Raw genomic sequence first — 21,714 nt, 5'->3', positions numbered from 1 at the left:
AGCGCACTGGGCGGTTCTGCAAGGGCCAACCCGGTACACAACAATAGCAGCAAGCCAAAAAAAACACCAAACCCGCGTCCCGCAAGGGCACGCATGCCGGAGAAATACAACATGGCAAATTGTCCTGGCTAAAATACGGCCCGATTATATGCGACATTTTTTCGCACCCGCCTTGATGCAAGTCACATCGGAGCAATTCTACATTTGGCAGAACTTTGCCTGTTTTTCCACTTTCCCCGGAGCCGAAACAAAAAAACCGGCCCGCTTGCGCGGACCGGTTTCGGGAAAGGCGTTCGCCTGCGCTACATCCCCAGCGCTCTTGGCAGGAACAGCGCGATCGACGGAATGTAGGTGATCAGGATCAGGAATACTACCAGGATGCTCAGCCATGGCATGGCCGCGCGGATCACGCTGGTTACCGGCATGCCCGTCACCGCCGAGGTGACGAACAGGTTGAGCCCGACCGGCGGCGTGATCATGCCGATCTCCATGTTCACCACCATCACCACACCCAGATGGATCGGGTCGATCCCCAGCTGCACGGCGATCGGGAACAGGATCGGCGCCAGGATCAGGATGATCGCTGACGGCTCCATGAAGGCACCGGCAATCAGCAGCACGATGTTCACCACCAGCAGGAACATCCAGGGTGACAGACCCGCTTCAACCACGGCAGCGGTAATTTGCTGCGGAATCTGCTCGGTGGTCAATACGTGAGCAAACAGCATGGCGTTGGCAATGATGAACATCAGCATGATGCTGAGCTTGGCCGACTCCAGAACCACCTTGTGACTGTCACGAAAACGCATGTCTTTGTAGACAAAAATCGCGATAAAGGCCGAATACACCGCCGCTACCGCTGCGGCTTCGGTCGGGGTAAACATGCCGGAGTAGATGCCGCCGAGGATGATCACCATCAGCAGCAAGCCCCAGACCGCCTTGCGGCCACTACTCAGCCACTGGCGCATGGTGGCGCGCGGCATGGCCGGCAGGTTCTTTTTCACCGCGATGATGTAAATCGCCACCATCAGCGCACCACCAAGCATCAGGCCCGGCACCACCCCTGCCATGAACAGGCTGCCGACCGAAGTTTCGGTGGCGGCGGCGTACACAACCATTACCACCGAGGGCGGGATCAGGATGCCCAGGGTACCGGCGTTGGCGACAATACCGGCAGCGAACGGCTGCGGATAACCGGAACGCACCATGCCGGCAATGGCAATGGAACCCACCGCAGCCACAGTCGCCGGGCTGGAGCCGGACAGTGCGGCAAACAGCATGCAGGCCAGTACCGCGCCGATCGCCAGGCCACCACGGATGTGGCCGACACAGGCGTTGGCAAAGTCGATCAGCCGGCGGGCCACGCCGCCGGTGGTCATGAAGGAACCGGCCAGCAGGAAGAACGGAATCGCCAGCAGGGTGTAGTGCTCACTGGTTTCAAACAGTTTGATGGCCAGCGAGCTGACCGAGTCGGGGCTGAACAGCAAAATGGTCAGCGAGCCGGCCAGGCCGAGGGATACGGCCACCGGCGTGCCGAGAAACATCAGCAGGAACAGCGCCAGGAACAGAAATGGAATGGTCATGTCGCGTTACTCCTTGGCGTCTGACAGTTTCATGGCATCGGCAGCTTCATCCGCCAGGCCCAGGCCGGTTTGTTCGTCACGCAGGATACGCACGAAAATTTCCAGAAAACGGATGAACACCAGGGCGAAGCTGACCGGAACGATCAGATTGATGTGCCACTGGGCAATGCCGAACTGACCCAGGTCGTCAGCACCGATGTGGTGCGTCATCAGGGTGTCGACCCAGCGATAGCTGGCAACAGTCATCAGGCCCGCGTATCCCAGACAAATGCTTACCGCAACGAAACCGATGACGCGCTGGATATGGCGCGGTGCCAACTTGACCAGCGCATCCACGCCAATGTGCGCCCCCACCCTGACACCATAGGCAATGCCGAAAAAGATCAACCAGGCAAACAGCGCCTTGGTCAGCGCATTACTCCAGGTCATGGCCTGGGCACCATCCATGATGAAATCACCAATGCTGTAAAACATTGCCTGCAGCTTCGAGTCCTCACCGAACCATTCAGCCATTGCATAAAACATGCCGTAGAGGTTGTTGAGCATGACGTAGACAAAGGCCACCAGGGTCATCGCCGCCAGCAGGAAGACAATGAATGCCTCCTCGAAGCGGTCCCATATCCTGAATAGGGCTTTCATGGGTTTCTCCAGTTTCTAGATGTGTATTTCAGGGATTTCTTGCAAAAGACCCGGATACATCTAGGTGTTTTGCAAGCCATGCCTGGCAGGCAATACGCCCGTCCTGGCTGGAACGGGCGTATTCGTTTCCGGTTCTGGCCTTGCCGCTGGGGCTGTTGCTGTGCGCAACGGCAAGGCCGTCAAACCTTATTGCTGGTTGGCTTCCTGGGCGGCCTTGATGCGTTCGACACCAATTTCACCTTCAAACTTCTTCCACACCGGGGCCATCGCATCACGCCACTTCTGGCGCTGTTCGGGAGTCAGGTACTGGATCTCGGTTTTGCCGGCAGCCAGGATGGACTGCTTGTCGCGCTCGTTCAGCTCGTTGGCATGCTTGTTCACGTCAACGGTGACTTCGTCCATGATGGCACGCAGCTCGGTGCGCACGTCTTCAGGCAGTCCGTTCCAGAACTTGGTGTTGGTGATCACCATGTAGTCGAGCAGGCCGTGGTTGGACTCGGTGATGTACTTCTGCACTTCGTGCATTTTCTGCGAGTAGATGTTGGAGTACGGGTTCTCGGCACCGTTGACCACACCGGTCTGCAGGCCCTGATAAACCTCGGCGAAGCTCATCTTGCGCGGCACCGCACGTATCGCCTTGAACTGCTCTTCCAGTACGGCAGACGCCTGTACGCGGAACTTCAGGCCACGGGCGTCTTTCGGCTCCAGCAGCGACTTGTTGGCCGACAGCTGCTTCAGGCCATTGTGCCAGTAGCCCAGGCCAGTAATGCCCTTGTCTTCCATGGTGGTCAGCAGCTCTTGGCCGACCGGGCCTTTCTGGAAGCGGTCAACGGCATCGATGTCGTCAAACAGGAACGGCAGATCGAAAATCTGGATGGCCTTGGAGTAGTGCTCGAACTTGGCCAGTGATGGCGCAATGATCTGCACGTCGTTCATCAGCAGGGCTTCCATTTCCTTGCCGTCACCAAACAGCGAGGAGTTGGGATAGACCTCGACCTTCACTTTGCCCGGCAGACGCTCTTCGGCCAGCTGCTTGAACATCAGCGCACCCTGCCCCTTCGGCGTGTGCTCGGCAACTACGTGGGAGAACTTGATGACAATGGGTTCAGCGGCGGTGGCCATGCCGGCCAGACCAATGGTCACAGCACAGGCCAGGGCCTTGACGGTGGTTTTCAACATGTTGGACTTCCTCTTGCTCAAACAGGGCGATGTTTCGCCGGATTTTGTTGTTACTGCAGAGCCTCGGCTCGCGAATGTTTCTCGATGCAAAAAACAAACCACCAGAGCAACAACCATACCAAGGTCGTACAGGGTGTTTTATGTCTTTCAAGACCGGAGCCGAAGAAAGCATGAGCGCGGCAAGCACAGTCATGCCAGCTGCAAGTCGCAGCCCCGGCGTCGCGTGGCTTGCGCAGGATGTAGAGCTCGAAGCGGTTGGCACAACTCCAGAACCGGCCGTCAACATGCTTGCCGGCATTGAATGACCGGAGCCAGGGTGGTTAAAAGGACGCCCAAAGCGGCGGATTTCCGCCAAATGCGGAATCAGCCAGGCGGGTTTCCGCCAACCGATGACTGATCCAGCCCGTATTTGCGGATTTTGTCATGCAGGGTCTTGCGCGGAATCTGCAAGGCTTCGGCAACTTCGCGCAACGAGGAGTGTTCACGTGCCAGTTCGGCGGCGATCAATGCGCGCTCAAACGCTTCCACCTGTTGTGGCAGCGGCAGACCTTCCTTGCCGGCCAGATCCTGCAAGGGAGTGCTGATGGCCAGATCCAGCCCGAGGGCAAAACGCTCGGCAGCATTTTGCAGTTCGCGCACGTTGCCCGGCCAGTCATGGCCCAGCAGCAGCACCCGCTTGACCGCCGGCAGCTCCGGCTCGGCAATCTGGTATTTCTGGCAGGCCTGGCCCATGAAATGGGTAAACAGGGGCAGAATATCGTCCTGGCGTTCACGCAAAGGCGGTATCTGTATCTGGGCGACATTCAGCCGGTAATACAGGTCGGCACGAAAACGGCCTTCGTCTGCGGCCAGCAGCAGATCTTCCTTGGTTGCTGCAATCACACGGATATCCAGCGGAATCAGCTGATTGGAGCCAACCCGCTCAACCACCCGCTCCTGCAGCAGGCGCAACAATTTGACCTGCACCTCGGGGTTCATGCTCTCGATTTCGTCGAGGAAAATGGTACCGCCCTGGGCATACTCGAATTTGCCGATGCGCTTTTTCTGTGCGCCGGTAAAGGCACCCGCCTCGTGGCCAAACAGTTCACTTTCAATCACCGACTCGGCCAATGCTCCGGCATTGATCGCCACAAAGGGCGCGTTGCATCTGGGCGACAGATCATGCAGGGTACGTGCCACAACCTCCTTGCCGCTACCGGTCTCGCCCAGAATCAGCACATCGGCCGGCAGCGGTGCCAGCGCCTGCACTTGTTGGCGCAAGCGCCGTGCAGCTACCGAATGGCCGAGCAGGCGCTCGCCCAGCTGCTGTTGCCCGGCCAGTGCCATGCGCAGCTGGCGGTTTTCCAGCACCAGACGGCGTACATCCAGCGCGCGGCGCACACTGTCCAGCAGCAGGTCGCTGGCAAAGGGTTTCTGTAAAAAATCATAGGCCCCGGCACGCATTGCCTGCACCGCCAGCGGAACATCGCCATGCCCGGTAATCAGCAACACCGGCAACTGCGCGTCTATCCCGGCCAGTTCGTCCAGCAACTGCAGGCCGTCCATGCCCGGCATGCGGATGTCACTCACCACCACACCCGGCCACTGCGCCGGCAGCGCATCAAGCAGGCCTTCGGCCGAGCCCTGGGCCTGCACGCGAATGCCGGCCAGCTCGAACGTCTGGCACAAGGCGGTACGCAAGTGCTCGTCATCATCCAGCAACAGGACCTCGGTATCAGGCGCAAATTTCAACATCAGACAATGTCCTCCCGGGCTTCCAGATTGACGCTGGAGACAATCGGTTTCAGATACAGCTCGACGCACGCACCACCGTCCGGGTTATTGGCAAACTCGAGCCGGCCACCCAGGGATTTGACGACTGCATCACAAATAGCCAGCCCCAAACCCAGGCCGCGGGCGCTGGTTTTGGTGGTAAAAAACGGTTCACGTGCCTGCTGCAATGCTTCACGGCTAAAGCCCGGGCCATTATCGCGAATCTGCAGGCAGACCCAACCATCAACAAACCGGGTACTCAGGCTGAGCGTGCGCGGCGCCTGCCGCTCGCCCAGGGCATCCAGGGCGTTGCTCAGCAAATTGCCCAGCACCTGCCGCAAGCGGGTTTCGCCTGCCTCCACCCACAGGGTGGCATCAGGGATATCACGCACGATATCCAGTTGCAAACCGTGGCTGCGGCTGGCCAGCAATGCCAGCGCATCCTCGATCGCCGGTTGCAGGGCAACATGCTCCGACGCCTGCGGGTCACGCCGGGCAAAGGCACGCAGATGTTCGATGATGGATGCCATGCGTTCGGTCAGTGTGGTGATCAGCACAAGGTTACCGGCCACTTCCGGCAGGCGCTGTTGTTGCAGGAAAATCCTGGCATTGTCGGCATAACTGCGTATCGCCGCCAGTGGCTGGTTCAACTCGTGGCTGATGCTGGCGGACATCACGCCCAGCGCGCTGAGCTTGCCGGCCTGGACCAGTTCGTCCTGGGTGCGCACCAGCGCCTGGCGGGTGTTTTCCCGCTCCAGCACCTCGTCACGCAGACGCTGGTTGAGGGTTTGCAAGTCCAGCGTACGCTGTTGCACCCGTCCCTCCAGTTCGGTACGAGCGCTGGCATCCATCTCGATGCGTTCCAGATAATGGCGGCGGCGTTGCATCAACAGGCCCAGTACCAGCAGCAGCGCCAGCATGCTGGCCGTTACCACCGCCATCGCGGTTTGCACCTGCACCACCAGTTCCTGGCGCGGCACCAGTACACTGACCGTCCAGCCGGTTTTCTCCAGCTGCTTGTCGAAACGCAACCACTGGCTGCCGGACAATTCCAGCCTTTCCGGCTCCCGGCTGGCATAGGGCTGATGCTCGGCAATCTGTGCCAGCTCCCCGTCTGTCAATGCGCGACTGGCCCGGAACAGCCAGCCCGGTTCAGACGACAGTATGGCCACGCCATTGTTATCGGTCACCATCAGGCGTTCGGGTGTATTGCCCCACAGGCTTTCGGTGAAGTCCAAATCCACCTTGACCACCAGCACGCCAACCACTGTCTCATCGACATACACGGCGTTGCCAAAATAGTAGCCGCGCTTGAGCGAGATGTTGCCCAGCCCGAAAAAGGTGCCAGTGCGCTGCGCCATGGCCTCGAAAAAATACGGCCGGAAGGAGAAATTGTGGCCGACAAAACTGCGCTCGTGCTGCCAGTTGGAAGCGGCAATTGCGGTGCCGCGGGTATCCAGCAGATACACCACGTCGGCACGGGTCTGTTGCTGCATGCGATTAAGCAGGTGGTTGGCCGCCTCCAGCGTTTCACTTCGTTGCGGATTGAGCAGCGCGTTATGCACCTCGGGCAGGCGGCCCAGAATTTGCGGCAGGATTTCGTACTGTTTGAGGGTGCCGGTCAGGTTGGCGGCAAACAGGTCGAGGGTCTGGCTGTTTTTCCGCTGCAGGCCATCAAAATAATAAGCCTGGACCAACCCGTGCAGGGGCCACAGCAGCACCAGCATCGACAGTGCCAGAATCACGAAAAAGCGCCAGCGCAACAACAGGGACGGCATGGGTTCTCCACAAAAGCGTACGGGCCTGCCCGCAAAATACGTCTATGTTAGTCAGGAACGGGGAGCAGGTACATTTAATCAGGTAAGATAAGGGGAAGTTTAANCTGACCCCTTTATCACCCCCCTCGTCTTTCACCCGGGTTCCCTAACCCCGTTTAAAAAGGCTATTGCAGATGTCCATCATGGATTCGGCACGCACGCGCGCTGCCCTGGCCGCTCTGATCGGCTTTCACGTTTTCATCATCATTGCCAGCAACTATCTGGTGCAGTTCCCGATGCAGCTGTTCGGTTGGCAAACCACCTGGGGCGCCCTCAGCTTTCCGTTCATTTTTCTGGCCACCGACCTGACCGTGCGTCTGCTCGGCAAGCAACCGGCCCGCCGGGTGATTGCCTGGGTGATGCTGCCGGCACTGTTGGCCTCTTATCTGGTCTCGACCCTGTTTCATGAAGGCAACTTCAATGGCTGGGCGGCGCTGGCCAGCCTCAACCTGTTCGTGCTGCGCATCTCGCTGGCCAGCTTTGCTGCCTACGCGGTCGGTCAGCTTGTCGACATCCAGGTTTTTGACCGCTTGCGCCGCCTGCCGCAATGGTGGATCGCCCCTTCAGCCTCGACCATCTTCGGCAACCTGCTGGACACCCTGGTGTTTTTCAGCGTCGCCTTCTGGCACAGCAGCAACCCGTTCATGGCCGAACACTGGGTCGAAATCGCCTGGGTCGATTACGTGATCAAGCTGGTGATCAGCCTGATGCTCTTCATCCCGCTCTACGGCATCCTGCTCAACGCACTGTTGCGCCTGAGTGGACACCAGCGGCGCGCCCCGTGCCGCCGGCAAGTCTGAAGCGGCCGGAAGTCAATCAAACTCATCCAGTTCCGGATCGACCGGAATGCTGTGTTCCTCGTTGGCCCAGGCCCCAAAATCAATCAAGCGGCAACGTTCGCTGCAAAACGGCCGCCACGGGTTATCGGCACTCCAGACCTGCTCCTTGCCGCAGGTCGGACAATTGATCAGTGCCGCTTTTCTGTGTGTCATGCCATACCTCGTGCCATCTGTAAATATTGCTGGTGCAGTTGCAGCACCCGTGTTTCCAGCTCCTGCAGGCTGCCGGTGTTGTGAATGACATCGTCAGCATGGCGCAGTCGTTCCTCGCGCGACAGCTGTGCCTGCAAAATGGCCCGCGCCTGTGCCTCATCGCCACCGTCACGCTGCAATACCCGTTGCAGCTGCAGCGCTTCGGGAACATCCACCACCAAGACCCGCTGCACCTGCCGGTACTGGCCCCGCTCGATCAGCAACGGCGATACCAGCACCGCGTATTCCGATTGCGCACCGGCCAGATTATCGGCAATCGCCTGGCGGACCAGCGGGTGCAACAGCTGCTCGACCCACAGGCGCTGTCGCGGATCGGAAAAAATCTGCCGGCGCAAAGCGGCACGGTCCAGCCGGCCGTCCGGCTGCAGCACTGCGCGACCAAAGCGCCCGACCAGCCCCGCCAACCCGGGCTGGCCCGGCTCAACCACCCAGCGGGCCGCATCATCAGCGTCCACCACATGGATACCGCTCGCCGCAAAGCGGGCAGCGGCTGCACTTTTGCCGCTGCCGATACCGCCGGTCAGGCCAACCAGCCAGGGAGTCTGCATATCAGTCACTCCAAATAAAGTTTGCCCAGGCACCGCCAACAACTGCGCAACCGGTCACATCCGGCCACAGCATCTGGCACTTTACAGGCCAAATGACCTATGCTTGCCAACTCCCACTGGTCATTTTGACAAGGACACTTGCCATGCTGCGCGCTTTGTTTCTCGCCATCACTGTCTTTTTCGTCCAGGCCGGACTGCCAGCCCTGTCGGCTGCGGCCGAACCTGCCATCGAAAACACAGAACGGGAACAGTACCTGAACCGGTTGAAAAAACAACATGCAGCCAGCGATAACCGGACTGCACTGCAGGCGCAAATCAACAGTCTGCTCAGTGAGCACGCACTACTCAGGGGCTACCAGGTCGGTCAGCCCCGCCCCGAAGATGTTTTCTACAGCATCCAGGCACCACGGCCGGGCACACTGCAGGTCCGCCAGGAGCGGCGAGATGCAGAAGGCGGCATCAGTGTCAGCCATCAAGTTCTGCAGCTGTACGGCATGAATCCGTTTTTCAGTTATCGCTGCGAACGCAGCGCTGTGGACTGCGTCATCCTGCATGACAGCCAGCGCGAGCCGCTGCTCGGCATCGTCCGCCACCCGGCTGCCGCCAGCGAACTGGCCAGGGCCCTGTCCTACCTGGTCAGGGAATTGCAGCGCTGACCTGCTATTCCCCGGCCTGTGCGTATAACCCATGCCCCGGTGCTGCAAACACCGGGGGGGCATCCAGTTTGAACAGCATCACCCGCGATTGAAAAACAACCGCTTGAGCTCGCTGCCCGGCTCCTTGGCCCGCATGAATGCCTCGCCAACCAGAAACGCATAGACATTATTGATGTGCATCAGCTCGACATCGGCCCGCTGCAGGATACCGCTTTCAGTAATCACCAGCCGCTCCCTGGGAATCCGTGGCAGCAAATCCAGCGTGGTGGCCAGCGAAACCTCAAAGGTATGCAGGTCACGGTTGTTGATGCCAATCAGCGGCGTATCCAGCACGTCCAGCACGCGTTCCAGCTCTTCGGCATTGTGCACCTCGGCCAGCACATCCAGCCCCTGCTCTTGTGCCACAGCCGCCAGCTCCTGCAGCTGGCCGTCGTCCAGGCAGGCAGCAATCAGCAGGACACAATCAGCATTCAGCGCCCGCGCCTCGACGATCTGGTAGGGATCGATCATGAAGTCCTTGCGGATCACCGGCAGCGCACAGGCCGCACGGGCTTCCAGCAAGTAGCGGTCGGCACCCTGGAAAAAGTCGATATCGGTCAGCACCGACAGACAGGCCGCACCGGCCGCAGCGTAGCCTTTGGCAATCTCTGCCGGCTGGAAATCCTCACGCAGCACACCCTTGCTGGGTGAGGCCTTCTTGATCTCGGCAATCACCGCCGGCTGGCGGTTTGCCACCCTTTCCTGCAGGGCGGCGGCAAAACCGCGCACGGGGTCGGCCGCTGTCGCCTGCCGCTCCAGTTCATCCAGCCCGACGATGGTGCGGCGCTGGGCCACCTCCTCACGCTTGCGGGCGACAATTTTTTCCAGAACGGTAGGAATGCTCATGCCTTGAACTCCTGCTTGAAGACTGAGGTAAAGGATATCAGCTCGGTCAGCTTTTCCAGCGCCAGCCCGGTGTAGATGGTGTCATGGGCACGCTCGACGCCTTCCTTGAGAGTGCCGGCAATACCGCCGACATAGAGCGCGGCACCGGCATTCAGGCTGATCATTTCAGCAGCCTTGTGCGCATAGGGCAATTCACGCTTGTGCAGCGCATCACGAATCAGTTCGAAAGATGCCTGCGCACCATCCACTTCGAGGCCGATCAGCGACTGGCTGTCGATGCCGAAGTCTTCCGGCTGGATACGGTACTCGCGTACCTCGCCATCTTTCAACTCGGCGACATGGGTCGGCGCACCCAGGCTGATCTCGTCCATGCCATCCTGGGCGTGCACCACCATCACGTGCTCGCTGCCCAATCGCTGCAGGACATCGGCCATCGGCCGGCACAGCTGCTTGCTGAATACGCCAATCACCTGGCGCTTGACCCGGGCCGGGTTGGTCATCGGCCCAAGAATGTTGAACAGGGTACGCATGCCCAGTTCACGCCGCGGGCCCACGGTGTGCTTCATCGCACCATGGTGGGCCGGGGCAAACATGAAGCCGACACCGACGGTTTCAATGCAGCGTGCAACCTGTTCCGGGGTCAGGTCCAGATAGACGCCTGCCGCATCCAGCAGGTCGGCACTGCCGCTTTTACCGGACACCGCACGGTTGCCGTGCTTGGCCACATGGCCGCCAGCGGCTGCCACCACAAAGGCCGCGGCAGTCGAGACGTTGAAGATATTCATGCCGTCACCGCCGGTACCGCAAGTGTCGACCAGATGGGGAGCGTCAATCTGTACCGGCTCGACCAGCTCGCGCAGCACCTGGACCGCCCCGACGATCTCGTTAATGCTTTCGCTTTTCATGCGCAGGGCGACCAGAAAGCCGCCGATTTGCGCATCGGTACACTGCCCGGTCATGATCTGGCGCATCACGCCGGCCATCTGTTCCGTGCTCAGATCCAGGTTGCCGACCACCCAGTTCAGGGCTTCTTTGATATCCATGACAACTCCTTACAACAGTTCTTTGCGCAGCTGCGCCGGGCTTTTCGGTGACAGCAACCCCGGTGCAACATCGAAAACGGTTTTGGCCCCGATATCGCCCAGGCGGGCCAGCCGGTGTACCGCACGAGCGTAAGCCACCAGCACGCTGGCGGTAAACTCGGGGTTGCTGCCCAGCTTCAGGGAAAACTCCATGACCTGATCATTATCCTGGCCAGTCTTGCCGCTGCGGATGACAAAACCGCCATGCGGCATGGCACCGTGCTCCGCCTTCAGCGTGGCCTCGTCGATGAAGTGTACAGTGGTATCGTAGTCGGCAAAGTAGGCCGGCATGCTGACAATGGCATGACGCACTGCGTTGGCATCGGCCCCCTCCTCCAGCACCACATAGCACTCGCGTACATGCTTGTCGCGGGTTTCCAGCTGCGGCAGCTGGCCACTGCGGACACGCTCGATGGCAGTTTCGGACGGAATGGTGTACTGCACGCCACCCTTGACGCCGGGCACCCGGCGCACGGCATCGGAATGCCCCTGGCTCAGGCCCTTGCCCCAGAAGGTGTAGGTTTCACCCTCGGGCAGGATCGCCTCGCCCATCAGGCGATTGATGGAGAACAGACCCGGGTCCCAGCCGCTGGACAACAGATAGACATGGCCTGATTCACGGGCCGGCTGATCAACGCTGGCATAGTATTCGGGAATGCTGGCATGGGTGTCATAGCTGTCCACCACATTGAACAGACCGGCCATATAAGGCCCCTGCTCCGGCAAATCGGACTTGGAACCACCGCACAGGATCATCACGTCAATCTCGTCGGTGAACTCCTCGGTCCGATCAATGGAATACACCGGCACTTCGCTGTCCAGCAGCTGCACACCGGCCGGATCACGACGGCTGAACACGCCAACCAGTCTCATGTCGGGAGACTGCGCAATCGCCGCCTCCACACCACGGCCAAGGTTGCCATAGCCGGTAATGCCCACTCGAATTCGGTTTGTCATCTTGATGCCTTGTCGTCTGTATTTAAGTTTGAATCTTGTCTATCAGGTGTCATCTGAGTTTTATGCTGGCGAAACGGTTTGTATAAAAAACAGTGCCTTGCGCATCCGGCAGGGTTACGTAAAGCCGCCGCAAGTACATCTGGCCGCCATGGATGGCGGAAATGCAGTTTTTGCAGGAGCAAAAAACTGCCTTGTAGGCTCAAGGGCGGCATCCATGCCGCCCACGCTTTACTCCACCCTGCCGGACGCGCCTGAAACATCGCGCCAGCCGCCACCACCTTCCCCTCCCACCCCACGGCGTGAAAGCTGCCCAATGCACGGAGCTTGTAGCGTCAGCGGGGTGCAGGTGGAGCAGGGCTTTGTCGCCATGGATGGCGACAGGGAGCTTACATGGATGTACTTGCAGCGCCCCTGCGGAGCCTGTACCCCGCTGACGCCAACACATATCCACAACCTGGTTTCACGCCAAAAAAATCACTCCCCCTGCGCCAGTGCCACCGCCTTGAACATGGCCCGGCGCTTGTTGAGGGTTTCTTCCCATTCATTGGCCGGCTTCGAGTCGGCCACTATGCCTGCTCCGGCCTGCACATGCAAAACCCGGTCCTTGATGATGGCCGTACGGATGGCAATTGCCATGTCCATGTTACCGTTCCATGCCCAGTAACCGACGGCACCGCCATAAATACCGCGCTTGACCGGTTCCAGCTGGTCGATCAGCTGCAGGGCGCGAACCTTGGGTGCGCCAGACAGGGTTCCCGCTGGCAGGATGGCTTTCAGCGCATCCATGGCGGTCAGTTCCGGGCGCAGCCTGCCGGTGACGTTGGACACGATATGCATGACGTTGGAATAACGCTCGATCACCATGCGCTCGGTGACCTGCACGCTTGCCGGATCAGCCACCAGCGCCACATCATCACAGCCCAGGTCGATCAGCATCTCGTGCTCGGACAACTCCTTGCGGTCAGCCAGCAGTTCGCGCTCCAGCGCCAGGTCCAGCTCCTCGGTGGCACCACGCGGACGGGTCCCGGCAATCGGCCGCACGGTGACCTGCCCGTCATCAACCCGCACCAGCACTTCCGGCGAGCTGCCAACCACATGGAAGCCGTCAAGATTGAAGAAATACATGTAAGGGGTCGGGTTGAAGCAGCGCAGCGCACGGTACAGGTCGATCGGCGCAGCCTTGAAATCCACCGACATGCGCTGCGAAATCACCACCTGCAAACTGTCGCCGGCGGCGATGTCTTGCCGGATATGCTCAACCGCACGCTCAAAGGCTTCACGACTGAAACTGGACTCGAAAGCCGGCTCGGGCAACTGTGACTGGCTCAGGTCAACCCCTGGGCGCGGGGTCAGTGGCTGACGCAGGCTCTCGCCGAGCCGGTCCAGCTGCGCCATGCCATTGGCATAGGCATCCGGCTGCTGCGGGTCGGCAAGCACGATCAGGTGCAGGGTGCCGGCCAGGTTATCAAACACCACCACCGCTTCGGATACCAACAACAGGATGTCCGGTGTCGCCAGCGGATCGGGATTGGGGCAATCCGCCACCTCCGGCGTGACATAACGCACGGTATCGTAGGAAAAATAGCCAACCAGACCGCCATTGAAGCGGGGCAGCCCGGGCAACCCGGCCACGCGATACCGCTCCTTGAACTCCTCGACAAACGCCAGCGGGTCCTCACACTCGTGCTGCTCCAGCAGTTGTTCGCCATCCATGATACTGACCTGCTTGCCGGTCACGCTCAGGCGGGTGCGGCTGGGCAGACCGATAATCGAGTAACGCCCCCACTTCTCGCCGCCCTGGACCGACTCAAGCAGATAGGACCAGGGCGCATCGGCCAGTTTCAGGTAAATCGACAGGGGGGTATCGAAGTCGGCCAGGGTCTGGCGCGACAGCGGGATACGGTTATAGCCTTGGGCGGCCAGCTGCAAAAACTGTTCTTCGGTCATGGCAAAAGCCTCAAGTTGAGGTGGCAAAAGAGAATGCACAGGGGGACGGGTCGCCGGAGCGACAGGGGAAGATATCAGGCGCAGCAGCGCCAGCGGTGCCAGACCGTAAAGCAGACGGGTGTTGAAGCCGGGTTGTCTGTGTTCACCACAAAGAACCTTTGTTGAGTTTTGGGTTGTCAAACCTTAACGCAGCGCTGCCTGGCACGCAAGTGGCAATGTGGCTGTGGTGCCGGGACCAGCCCGGCGGCCTCAACCAGCCACCAGCTCCTGCAGATTATCGATGATCAGATCGGGCTGGTGCAGGGCGATATCCTCGCCATGATTGTAACCGTAGGTCAATGCGGCACACGCCACACCGGCGGCGCGGGCGGCGAGAATGTCATTGCGCGAATCACCGACAAACAGGCTGTGCGCGGCCGTAACACCAGCCTGCTGCATCACCCACAGCAAGCCGTCCGGCTCGGGCTTGCGGCGCGGCAATGTGTCACCACCGACAATCCAGCTGAAAAAGCCGTCCAGCTGCTGCTCGCGCAACAAATCGGGAATGAAGCGTTCCGGCTTGTTGGTGATCAGCGCCAGCCGCACACCAGCGGCACGCAACGCCTGCAGGCATTCCAGCACGCCGGGATAGCGCACGGTGTGGCCGTTGGCATTGGCGTAAGCTTCCATGAATAGCGGCAGCGCCGCCTCAGCCTCGGCGTCATCGACTACGGAATGCTCCATGCCACCCGCCAGAGCCCGGCGCACCAGCACCATGGCACCGTTGCCGACCCAGTGCCGTACACGCCCGACTCCCGCCGGGGTCCGGCCCAGTTGCAGCAGCATATCGTCAACGGCCACCGCCAGATCAGGCACCGAATCAACCAGCGTGCCATCCAGGTCGAACATCACCAATTGTGGCAAATTCCCTTCATACAGCCGGTGTAACGCCTTCATGAGCATGCCTGTGCCAGTTCGTCACGCATCTGTGCAATTACCTGGCTGTAGTCCGGCGTATTGAAAATCGCCGAACCGGCAACAAAGGTATCGGCTCCTGCTTCGGCAATCGCGCGGATGTTCTGCACATTGACGCCACCATCCACTTCCAGCCGGATGTCACGGCCGCTGGCATCGATCAGCGCACGGGCCTCACGCAGTTTTTCGAGGGTGCCGGGGATGAATTTTTGACCGCCAAAACCGGGGTTGACGCTCATCAACAGCACCATGTCCACCTTGTCCAGTACATATTTGAGCACCTCCAGCGACGAGGCCGGGTTGAATACCAGGCCGGCTTTGCAGCCGCCATCACGGATCAGCTGCAACGAGCGATCGACGTGCGCGGAGGCTTCGGGATGAAAGGTGATGTAACTGGCACCGGCGTCGATGAAATCACCGATGATGCGGTCCACCGGGCTGACCATCAGGTGGACGTCGATGGGCGCTGTCACTCCATACTTGCGCAACGCGCTGCACACCATCGGGCCGATGGTCAGGTTCGGCACATAGTGGTTGTCCATCACGTCGAAGTGGACAAAATCGGCACCGGCCGCCAGGACCCGGTCGACGTCCTCGCCCAGCCGGGCAAAGTCTGCAGACAAAATGGATGGAGCAATAACAAAGGGTTGCATGAATACCTCACACTGAAATTTTACTGTTCCCGCCACAGCTCATCGAGATCCTTGAAGTCCCAGTCTTCCCTGGATTCACGGGCGGCAATCGCGTCACTGCAATGCGGTGCTGCCAGATTGACCACTTCACGCTCGATATGCATGTTGGAACGGGTGGAATAGAACACCTTGACCCTGGGAACCAGCAAGGATTTTTCGTTCTGTTCGATGACCACCGCCAGCCGGCCACTTTTCAGCCTGACCAGCGAGCCAATCGGGTAAATGCCGACGCTGCGGACAAACGCCTGAAAAATCCGTGCATCGAAATGACCATTCCACTGGGCCATGCGCTGGATCGTCTCCGACGGCCCCCAGCCCATTTTGTACGGCCGGTCGGAGGTCAGCGCATCGTACACGTCACACACCGCAGCCATGCGCGACAGAATGCTGATCTGCTCATCCTTGAGGCCCCGGGGGTAGCCACTGCCATCGATTTTTTCATGGTGTGAATAACAGGCTTCCAGCACTGCCCGGGAAATGGGCTCGCTGCCTTTTTGCAGGTAGCGCACGGCAAATTCGGGGTGGCGCTTGATCTGGTCAAACTCGTCATCGGTCAGGCTGCCGGGCTTGTTGAGGATGGCATCATCAATTGCCATCTTGCCGACGTCATGCAGCAGGCCGGCCATCCCGGCTTCGTGCACTTCCTCGTCACCGAAATCAAGCTGGCGTGCCAGTGCGATCATCAGGGCACTGACCGCCACCGAGTGCATGTAGGTGTACTCATCGGCCTGCTTGATGCGCACAATACTGAGCAGGGCATTGGGGTGCCGCAGCACCGACTGGGTGATCTCGGTGACCACCATCTGGGTCTGCTCGCTGTTGATGGCCTGCCCCATGCGCACTTCGTTGAACATGCTGGTGACAGCTTCCTTGCTGCGCTCGTAAATTTTCGTCGCCCGGCGCAGCTCGTCAGCAATGTTCTCTTTCACCGGCTTTTGTGCCACCTCGCGCAGCACCAGCTCGCTGCGCGCACTGGCCTGCTCGCTGGTTTCACCCTCAATGGTATCCAGCCCTCTGGATGGATCAATCCAGATTTCGGTGACCGAGCTTTTCTGCAGACGTTCCAGATCATGCGGATCGTCAAGGACAAAGCCGCTTTTCCAGAACGGATGATCCATCCACGAACCACAGAGTTCGTGAACATACATGCCCAGGATGACCCGGGATACGGGAATTTTTTTCAGCATGTGCTCACCTGCAGCCGGGTTCATGCCATGCCCGGCGTGCAAATTTTCCTATTCGAGGCCAGACAACAGCCTGCGTGTGCTCTCGATAGCCTGGCGCAACCGTTCTTCCGTCTGGCTGCGCAGCGTGATATGGCCTACCTTGCGCCCCGGTTTCTCCGCCTTGCCGTAATTGTGCACGTGGACATCGGCCAGCGGCATCACCTGCGCATTGGCGGGCATTCGGCCAATGCAATTGACCATCGCACTGCGCCCGACCAGTGCGGTACTGCCCAGCGGCAAACCGGCAATGGCTCGCAGATGATTCTCGAACTGGCTGCACTCGGCACCCTCAATGGTCCAGTGACCGGAGTTATGCACCCGCGGCGCGATCTCGTTGGCCATCAGGCCGCCGTCCACCTCGAAAAATTCGAAGCCCAGCGCACCGACATAATCCAGCTTTTCCAGCACGCGACGGGCATAGTCTTCGGCCAGCGCCTGCTGCGGGTGGTTGTCGCTGGCCACCGACAGCTCAAGGATACCGTCCTTGTGCGTGTTGTGCGCCAGCGGATAGCAGGCAATTTCACCATCCCGGCCACGTACGGCAATTACCGAGACTTCGCCGGTAAAATTGACAAAGCCTTCCAGCAAGCAGGGCACGCCACCCAGCTCGGCATGGGCACCGGCCACATCATCGGTACTACGCAGGACTTTCTGGCCCTTGCCATCGTAACCCAGGGTGCGGGTTTTCAGAATGGCGGGCAGACCCATGGCTGCCACCGCCTCGTCGAGCTGCTGCTGCGACTCGACATTGGCAAAGGCGGTAACCGGAATGTCCAGCTCGCGGAACATGGATTTCTCATTAAGACGATCACGGGCGACGCGCAGGGATTCCGCATTGGGAAACACCGGCACATGCTGCGCCAGATAGGCCACCGCCTCAGCGGGTACGTTCTCGAACTCGAAAGTGACCACATCCATGCTCTGCGCCAGCTGCTGCAGCTCGGCCTGCGCATCGTAGGCGGCATGCAGGTGTTTGCCGACCGGAGCGGCGCAGGCATCGTCCGCCGGATCAAGAAAGCTGAATTCCATGCCCAGCGGCGTGCCGGCCAATGCCAGCATGCGGCCAAGCTGGCCGCCACCAATCACACCGACTTTCATCATTCAGGCCTCGCGCGGGTCGGGATTGTCCAGTACGTTTTGCGTCTGCTGCTCGCGGTAGCCGAGCAGCGCGTTGCGGATGGCTTCGTTATCCGCCGACAGCATGCTGGCCGCCAACAGCGCAGCGTTGACGGCACCGGCCCGTCCAATCGACAGGGTACCCACCGGCACGCCAGCCGGCATCTGCACGATCGACAGTAGCGAATCGACACCCGACAGCATGGAAGACTGCACCGGCACGCCCAGCACCGGCAGATGGGTCTTGGAAGCACACATGCCTGGCAAATGGGCGGCACCGCCGGCACCGGCGATGATCACCCGGATGCCCCGCTCATGGGCCTGTTCGGCATAGGCAAACAGCAGGTCCGGCGTGCGGTGGGCAGAGACCACCTGCACTTCATGGGGAATGCCAAGGGCTTCAAGGGTTTCTACGGTGTGGCTCATGGTGGACCAGTCTGATTTGGACCCCATGATGACGCCGACCAGTGCGCTCATCTGCTATGCCTCTTGCGGGTTGGCTGCCTGTGTTACAGCCCAAACAATAAACCACGCCCGAAAATCATGGGCATCCTGTTTTCCGGTAGCGTGGTTGCGAAAATAAAGCTGCCATTATACTGGAAGCGACGCGGCATGCACAGGTCAGGATGTTTTTTGCTGGCTAGCTGCAAGTATCAGCGGACCAAGGGTAGAACAAACACGCCGCAATCGTATACATGCACCAGACAGCTGCAGGTGCGAATTTATTCGCACACCTCCCTCTAGCTACCCGGCGTTGCCGGGTTTGTCCGGATAAATCCGGACCTACAGGTCGGCATCATCTCTCCACCCCAACCCAGTGCGAAGTGACCAACACTCCGGAACCATCTGCATGAAACCAAAACACACGCAGCACGTAACAAAAACCTACCCCTCCCCCCACCTCGGCAGCATGTCCTGCGGGACCTGCAGCAGGTTGAGGATGCGGGCGACAACGAAATCGACCAGGTCATCCACCGACTCCGGCTGGTGATAGAAACCCGGCGAAGCCGGCAGAATCACGGCACCGGCCTGACTCAGCTTGAGCATGTTTTCCAGGTGAATGCTGGAAAACGGTGCCTCGCGCGGTACCAGAATCAGCTGGCGACGCTCTTTCAGTGCCACGTCGGCTGCACGCTCGATCAGGTTGTTGCTCGCGCCCGTGGCAATCGCCGACAAGGTTCCCATGGAACAGGGCACCACCACCATCGCCGCCGGCGCACCCGAGCCGGACGCCACCGGCGCCATCCAGTCCTCCAGGCCATGCACCCGGATCTGCCCATCGGCCGCGCCGGTGTATTCGGTCAGAAAATGCTGCATGTCCTGCGCCCGTGGCGGCAGGCGGACATCGGTCTCGGTGGCTGCCACCAGCAATGCCGCCTTCGAGACCAGAAAATGCACCTCGCGCTCTTCCTGCACCAGGCAGTCCAGCAAGCGCAGGCCATACAGGGCACCGGAAGCACCGGTCATGGCCAGGGTGACTTGTTGCGGACCACTCATCTCAGCCCTCCAGCTCGTACCTGAGACGTTGCGGCAAGCCGGCAAAGCCCCCGTTGCTCATCAGCACCACATGAGTACCCGGCCGGCGCAAACGCAACACCTCGGCAACAATGGCGTCCACATCATTCAGCACCTGCGTCGGTACCGGAGCATCCTGCACCGCAGCGGCCAAGTCCCAGCCCAAACCCGGCGGAGCAAACCAGAGCACCTGGTCGGCCGCTGCGGTTGACGGGGCCAGCCCCTCACGGTGGGCACCAAGCTTCATCGAGTTGGAACGGGGTTCGATCACGGCAATGATCTGCTCGTCTCCCACCTGGTTGCGCAACCCCTCCAGAGTAGTGGCAATGGCCGTCGGATGATGGGCGAAATCGTCATACAGGCGCACGCCCCGGCTGTCCGCCAGCAACTCCATGCGCCGCTTGACGCTGCCAAACTGTGACAGCGCTGCGGCCGCCTGCTCCGGCAAAACGCCAACATGCCGTGCAGCGGCAATGGCTGCCAGCGCATTGGCCACATTGTGCTCTCCCGTCAGGCCCCACTGCACCCGCCCCTGCTCAATGCCCTCATGCATCACGCTGAAGTCGCTGCCATCAGCACAGTGCCGCTGCGCGCGCCACTGACCCTGCGCGCCGGTGGTCTGGCGCTCCGTCCAGCAACCGCGCTCAAGGGTTTGTTGCAGCGCGGTATCAGCTTGCGGATGGATCACCAGCCCGTTACCGGGCACGGTGCGCAGCAGGTGATGAAACTGGGTCTGGATCGCCGCCAGATCGGCAAAGATGTCGGCATGATCAAACTCCATATTGTTCATCACCAGCGTGCGCGGCCGGTAATGGACAAACTTGGAGCGCTTGTCGAAGAAAGCGCTGTCATATTCATCGGCCTCGACCACGAAAAAATCCGTTTCACCCAGCCGCGCCGATACACCAAAATTCTGCGGCACACCGCCGATCAGGAAGCCCGGCTGCATGCCGGCATGCTCCAGGATCCAGGCCAGCATGCTCGAGGTGGTGGTCTTGCCATGGGTTCCGGCCACCGCCAGCACCCATTTTCCCTGCAGGACATGCTCGGCCAGCCATTGCGGGCCGGACACATAGGCCAGGCCGGAGTTCAGCACATGCTCCACTGCCGGGTTACCGCGCGACAGGGCATTGCCGATCACCACCAGGTCCGGTGCAGGCTGCAGGTGTTCCGGCAGATAGCCTTGCATCAGACCGATGCCCTGCTGCTCAAGCTGGGTACTCATCGGCGGGTATACATTGGCGTCGGAGCCGGTAACCCGGTAACCCAGCTGCTTGGCCAGTATCGCCAGCGAGCCCATGAAGGTTCCGCAGATACCCAATATGTGGATGTGTTTGGTCATGTTTGTCTCTATCAGCATGCAAAAATGAAAGCCTGCGGCAGTCGTTTCAAGTCTACCCGAGTTTTTATTGTTTGGCTGTGCGCAACATGTCGGCCGCCTCACATACAGCCAGCGGCATGGCCAGAGAGCCTTTGTCTTTAACCGTGGCTGCCATTATAATTCCGGCACATTTTACTCAGACACGGACTCCCTCATGAGCTACAGCAAGGTTCCTGCCGGCAAAGACCTGCCTGGCGACATCAACGTCATCATCGAAATTCCTGCCAACCACGCACCCATCAAGTACGAAGTCGACACCGAAATCGACTGCCTGATGGTTGACCGTTTCATGGCCACCCCGATGTTCTACCCGGCCAACTACGGCTTCATCCCCAACACCCTGGCCGATGACGGCGACCCGCTGGATGTGCTGGTGGTAACACCCTATCCGGTTGCTCCGGGCTCCGTGATTCGCGCCCGCGCCGTCGGTGTGCTGAACATGACCGACGAAGCCGGTGGCGATGCCAAGCTAATTGCCGTTCCCCACGAAAAGCTGACCCAGCTGTACAACGACATTCACGAATACACCGACCTGCCCGCACTGCTGCTGGAGCAGATCAAGCATTTCTTCGAGAACTACAAGGACCTGGAAAAAGGCAAGTGGGTCAAGGTGGAAGGCTGGGACAATGCCGCCGCCGCCCGCGACGCCATCACCAGGGCTGTTGCCGCATTCGGCAAGTAACCGCCAGACAAAAGCCGGCCCAGTTGCCGGCTTTTTCATACAGATCATTGA

The 21,714-nt window shown here is 60.0% G+C and carries 22 protein-coding genes; 4 read left to right on the top strand and 18 right to left on the bottom strand.

All coding sequences use genetic code 11. The annotated features are described in order from the left end of the window. Positions 1–302: 302 nt before the first annotated feature. The 3 genes from dctM to AR306_RS00335 form a co-directional block, all read right to left on the bottom strand. Positions 303–1,583: a C4-dicarboxylate TRAP transporter large permease protein DctM gene (gene dctM, locus AR306_RS00345; protein ID WP_101495561.1), complete on the bottom strand. Its 1,281-nt coding sequence runs from the start codon at positions 1,581–1,583 to the stop codon at positions 303–305. A gap of 6 nt (positions 1,584–1,589) precedes the next feature. Then, on the bottom strand, positions 1,590–2,222 hold the full coding sequence (locus AR306_RS00340) for a TRAP transporter small permease (protein WP_101495560.1): 633 nt from the start codon (positions 2,220–2,222) through the stop codon (positions 1,590–1,592). A gap of 186 nt (positions 2,223–2,408) precedes the next feature. Further along, positions 2,409–3,401, bottom strand: coding sequence for a TRAP transporter substrate-binding protein (locus tag AR306_RS00335; protein WP_101495559.1), 993 nt, complete (start codon positions 3,399–3,401; stop codon positions 2,409–2,411). Positions 3,402–3,541: 140 nt separating this feature from the next. Here AR306_RS00335 and AR306_RS13265 point away from each other — a divergent pair, with 140 nt between their 5' ends. Further along, positions 3,542–3,706 carry a hypothetical protein gene (locus AR306_RS13265; protein ID WP_166627904.1) on the top strand — a complete coding sequence of 55 codons (165 nt, stop codon included), beginning with the start codon at positions 3,542–3,544 and terminating at the stop codon, positions 3,704–3,706. Between the two features lie 58 nt (positions 3,707–3,764). Here the strand turns inward: AR306_RS13265 and AR306_RS00325 are convergent, their stop codons facing one another. Further along, positions 3,765–5,135, bottom strand: coding sequence for a sigma-54-dependent transcriptional regulator (locus AR306_RS00325; RefSeq protein ID WP_101495557.1), 1,371 nt, complete (start codon positions 5,133–5,135; stop codon positions 3,765–3,767). Then, the gene (locus AR306_RS00320; protein WP_101495556.1) at positions 5,135–6,931 is read right to left on the bottom strand and encodes an ATP-binding protein; all 1,797 of its coding nucleotides are present in this window, start codon (positions 6,929–6,931) and stop codon (positions 5,135–5,137) included. The genes AR306_RS00325 and AR306_RS00320 overlap by 1 nt, the downstream gene beginning before the upstream one ends. Positions 6,932–7,104: 173 nt before the next feature. Here AR306_RS00320 and AR306_RS00315 point away from each other — a divergent pair, with 173 nt between their 5' ends. Continuing rightward, positions 7,105–7,770, top strand: a complete 666-nt coding sequence (locus tag AR306_RS00315) for a 7-cyano-7-deazaguanine/7-aminomethyl-7-deazaguanine transporter (RefSeq protein WP_101495555.1) — start codon at positions 7,105–7,107, stop codon at positions 7,768–7,770. A 12-nt stretch (positions 7,771–7,782) separates the two neighbouring features. On the opposite strand, the gene yacG is transcribed toward AR306_RS00315, so the two are convergent. Both yacG and coaE read right to left on the bottom strand, forming a co-directional pair. Then, positions 7,783–7,962: a DNA gyrase inhibitor YacG gene (yacG, locus tag AR306_RS00310; RefSeq protein ID WP_101495554.1), complete on the bottom strand. Its 180-nt coding sequence runs from the start codon at positions 7,960–7,962 to the stop codon at positions 7,783–7,785. Beyond that, a complete protein-coding gene (gene coaE / locus AR306_RS00305; protein ID WP_101495553.1) occupies positions 7,959–8,570 on the bottom strand; it encodes a dephospho-CoA kinase in 612 nt (203 codons plus the stop codon). The genes yacG and coaE overlap by 4 nt, the downstream gene beginning before the upstream one ends. A 143-nt stretch (positions 8,571–8,713) precedes the next feature. Here coaE and AR306_RS00300 point away from each other — a divergent pair, with 143 nt between their 5' ends. Further along, complete coding sequence (locus AR306_RS00300) at positions 8,714–9,226, top strand: hypothetical protein (RefSeq protein ID WP_101495552.1); 513 nt, start codon at positions 8,714–8,716, stop codon at positions 9,224–9,226. 78 nt (positions 9,227–9,304) lie between these two features. Here the strand turns inward: AR306_RS00300 and trpC are convergent, their stop codons facing one another. From trpC to mpl, 11 genes are all read right to left on the bottom strand, one after another. Then, a complete protein-coding gene (trpC, locus tag AR306_RS00295) occupies positions 9,305–10,111 on the bottom strand; it encodes an indole-3-glycerol phosphate synthase TrpC (RefSeq protein ID WP_101495551.1) in 807 nt (268 codons plus the stop codon). Beyond that, on the bottom strand, positions 10,108–11,154 hold the full coding sequence (gene trpD, locus AR306_RS00290; protein WP_101495550.1) for an anthranilate phosphoribosyltransferase: 1,047 nt from the start codon (positions 11,152–11,154) through the stop codon (positions 10,108–10,110). Before trpD ends, trpC begins: the two co-directional genes overlap by 4 nt. A gap of 9 nt (positions 11,155–11,163) precedes the next feature. Next, the gene (locus AR306_RS00285) at positions 11,164–12,150 is read right to left on the bottom strand and encodes a diaminopimelate dehydrogenase (RefSeq protein WP_101495549.1); all 987 of its coding nucleotides are present in this window, start codon (positions 12,148–12,150) and stop codon (positions 11,164–11,166) included. A 474-nt stretch (positions 12,151–12,624) separates the two neighbouring features. Beyond that, positions 12,625–14,097, bottom strand: coding sequence for an anthranilate synthase component I (trpE, locus tag AR306_RS00280; RefSeq protein WP_101495548.1), 1,473 nt, complete (start codon positions 14,095–14,097; stop codon positions 12,625–12,627). Between the two features lie 249 nt (positions 14,098–14,346). Beyond that, positions 14,347–15,033 (bottom strand): phosphoglycolate phosphatase, encoded by a 687-nt coding sequence (locus AR306_RS00275; RefSeq protein ID WP_101495547.1) that lies wholly within the window; start codon positions 15,031–15,033, stop codon positions 14,347–14,349. Next, the gene (gene rpe / locus AR306_RS00270) at positions 15,030–15,704 is read right to left on the bottom strand and encodes a ribulose-phosphate 3-epimerase (protein WP_101495546.1); all 675 of its coding nucleotides are present in this window, start codon (positions 15,702–15,704) and stop codon (positions 15,030–15,032) included. The genes AR306_RS00275 and rpe overlap by 4 nt, the downstream gene beginning before the upstream one ends. 20 nt (positions 15,705–15,724) lie before the next feature. Next, positions 15,725–16,930, bottom strand: coding sequence for an HD-GYP domain-containing protein (locus AR306_RS00265; protein WP_101495545.1), 1,206 nt, complete (start codon positions 16,928–16,930; stop codon positions 15,725–15,727). Between the two features lie 48 nt (positions 16,931–16,978). After that, on the bottom strand, positions 16,979–18,067 hold the full coding sequence (locus AR306_RS00260; RefSeq protein WP_101495567.1) for a 5-(carboxyamino)imidazole ribonucleotide synthase: 1,089 nt from the start codon (positions 18,065–18,067) through the stop codon (positions 16,979–16,981). A gap of 3 nt (positions 18,068–18,070) precedes the next feature. Beyond that, positions 18,071–18,562 (bottom strand): 5-(carboxyamino)imidazole ribonucleotide mutase, encoded by a 492-nt coding sequence (gene purE / locus AR306_RS00255; RefSeq protein ID WP_101495544.1) that lies wholly within the window; start codon positions 18,560–18,562, stop codon positions 18,071–18,073. A 408-nt stretch (positions 18,563–18,970) separates the two neighbouring features. Beyond that, on the bottom strand, positions 18,971–19,582 hold the full coding sequence (ubiX, locus tag AR306_RS00250; RefSeq protein WP_101495543.1) for a flavin prenyltransferase UbiX: 612 nt from the start codon (positions 19,580–19,582) through the stop codon (positions 18,971–18,973). A gap of 1 nt (position 19,583) precedes the next feature. Then, positions 19,584–20,942 (bottom strand): UDP-N-acetylmuramate:L-alanyl-gamma-D-glutamyl-meso-diaminopimelate ligase, encoded by a 1,359-nt coding sequence (gene mpl, locus AR306_RS00245; RefSeq protein ID WP_101495542.1) that lies wholly within the window; start codon positions 20,940–20,942, stop codon positions 19,584–19,586. A 193-nt stretch (positions 20,943–21,135) separates the two neighbouring features. Between mpl and ppa the strand changes: the two genes are divergently transcribed. Next, the gene (gene ppa / locus AR306_RS00240) at positions 21,136–21,663 is read left to right on the top strand and encodes an inorganic diphosphatase (protein ID WP_101495541.1); all 528 of its coding nucleotides are present in this window, start codon (positions 21,136–21,138) and stop codon (positions 21,661–21,663) included. The last annotated feature ends 51 nt before the right edge of the window (positions 21,664–21,714 follow it).

Source organism: Thiopseudomonas denitrificans (genome assembly GCF_002866065.1).
Classification (GTDB): domain Bacteria; phylum Pseudomonadota; class Gammaproteobacteria; order Pseudomonadales; family Pseudomonadaceae; genus Thiopseudomonas; species Thiopseudomonas denitrificans.
This window is presented reverse-complemented; position numbering and strand designations above follow the sequence as displayed.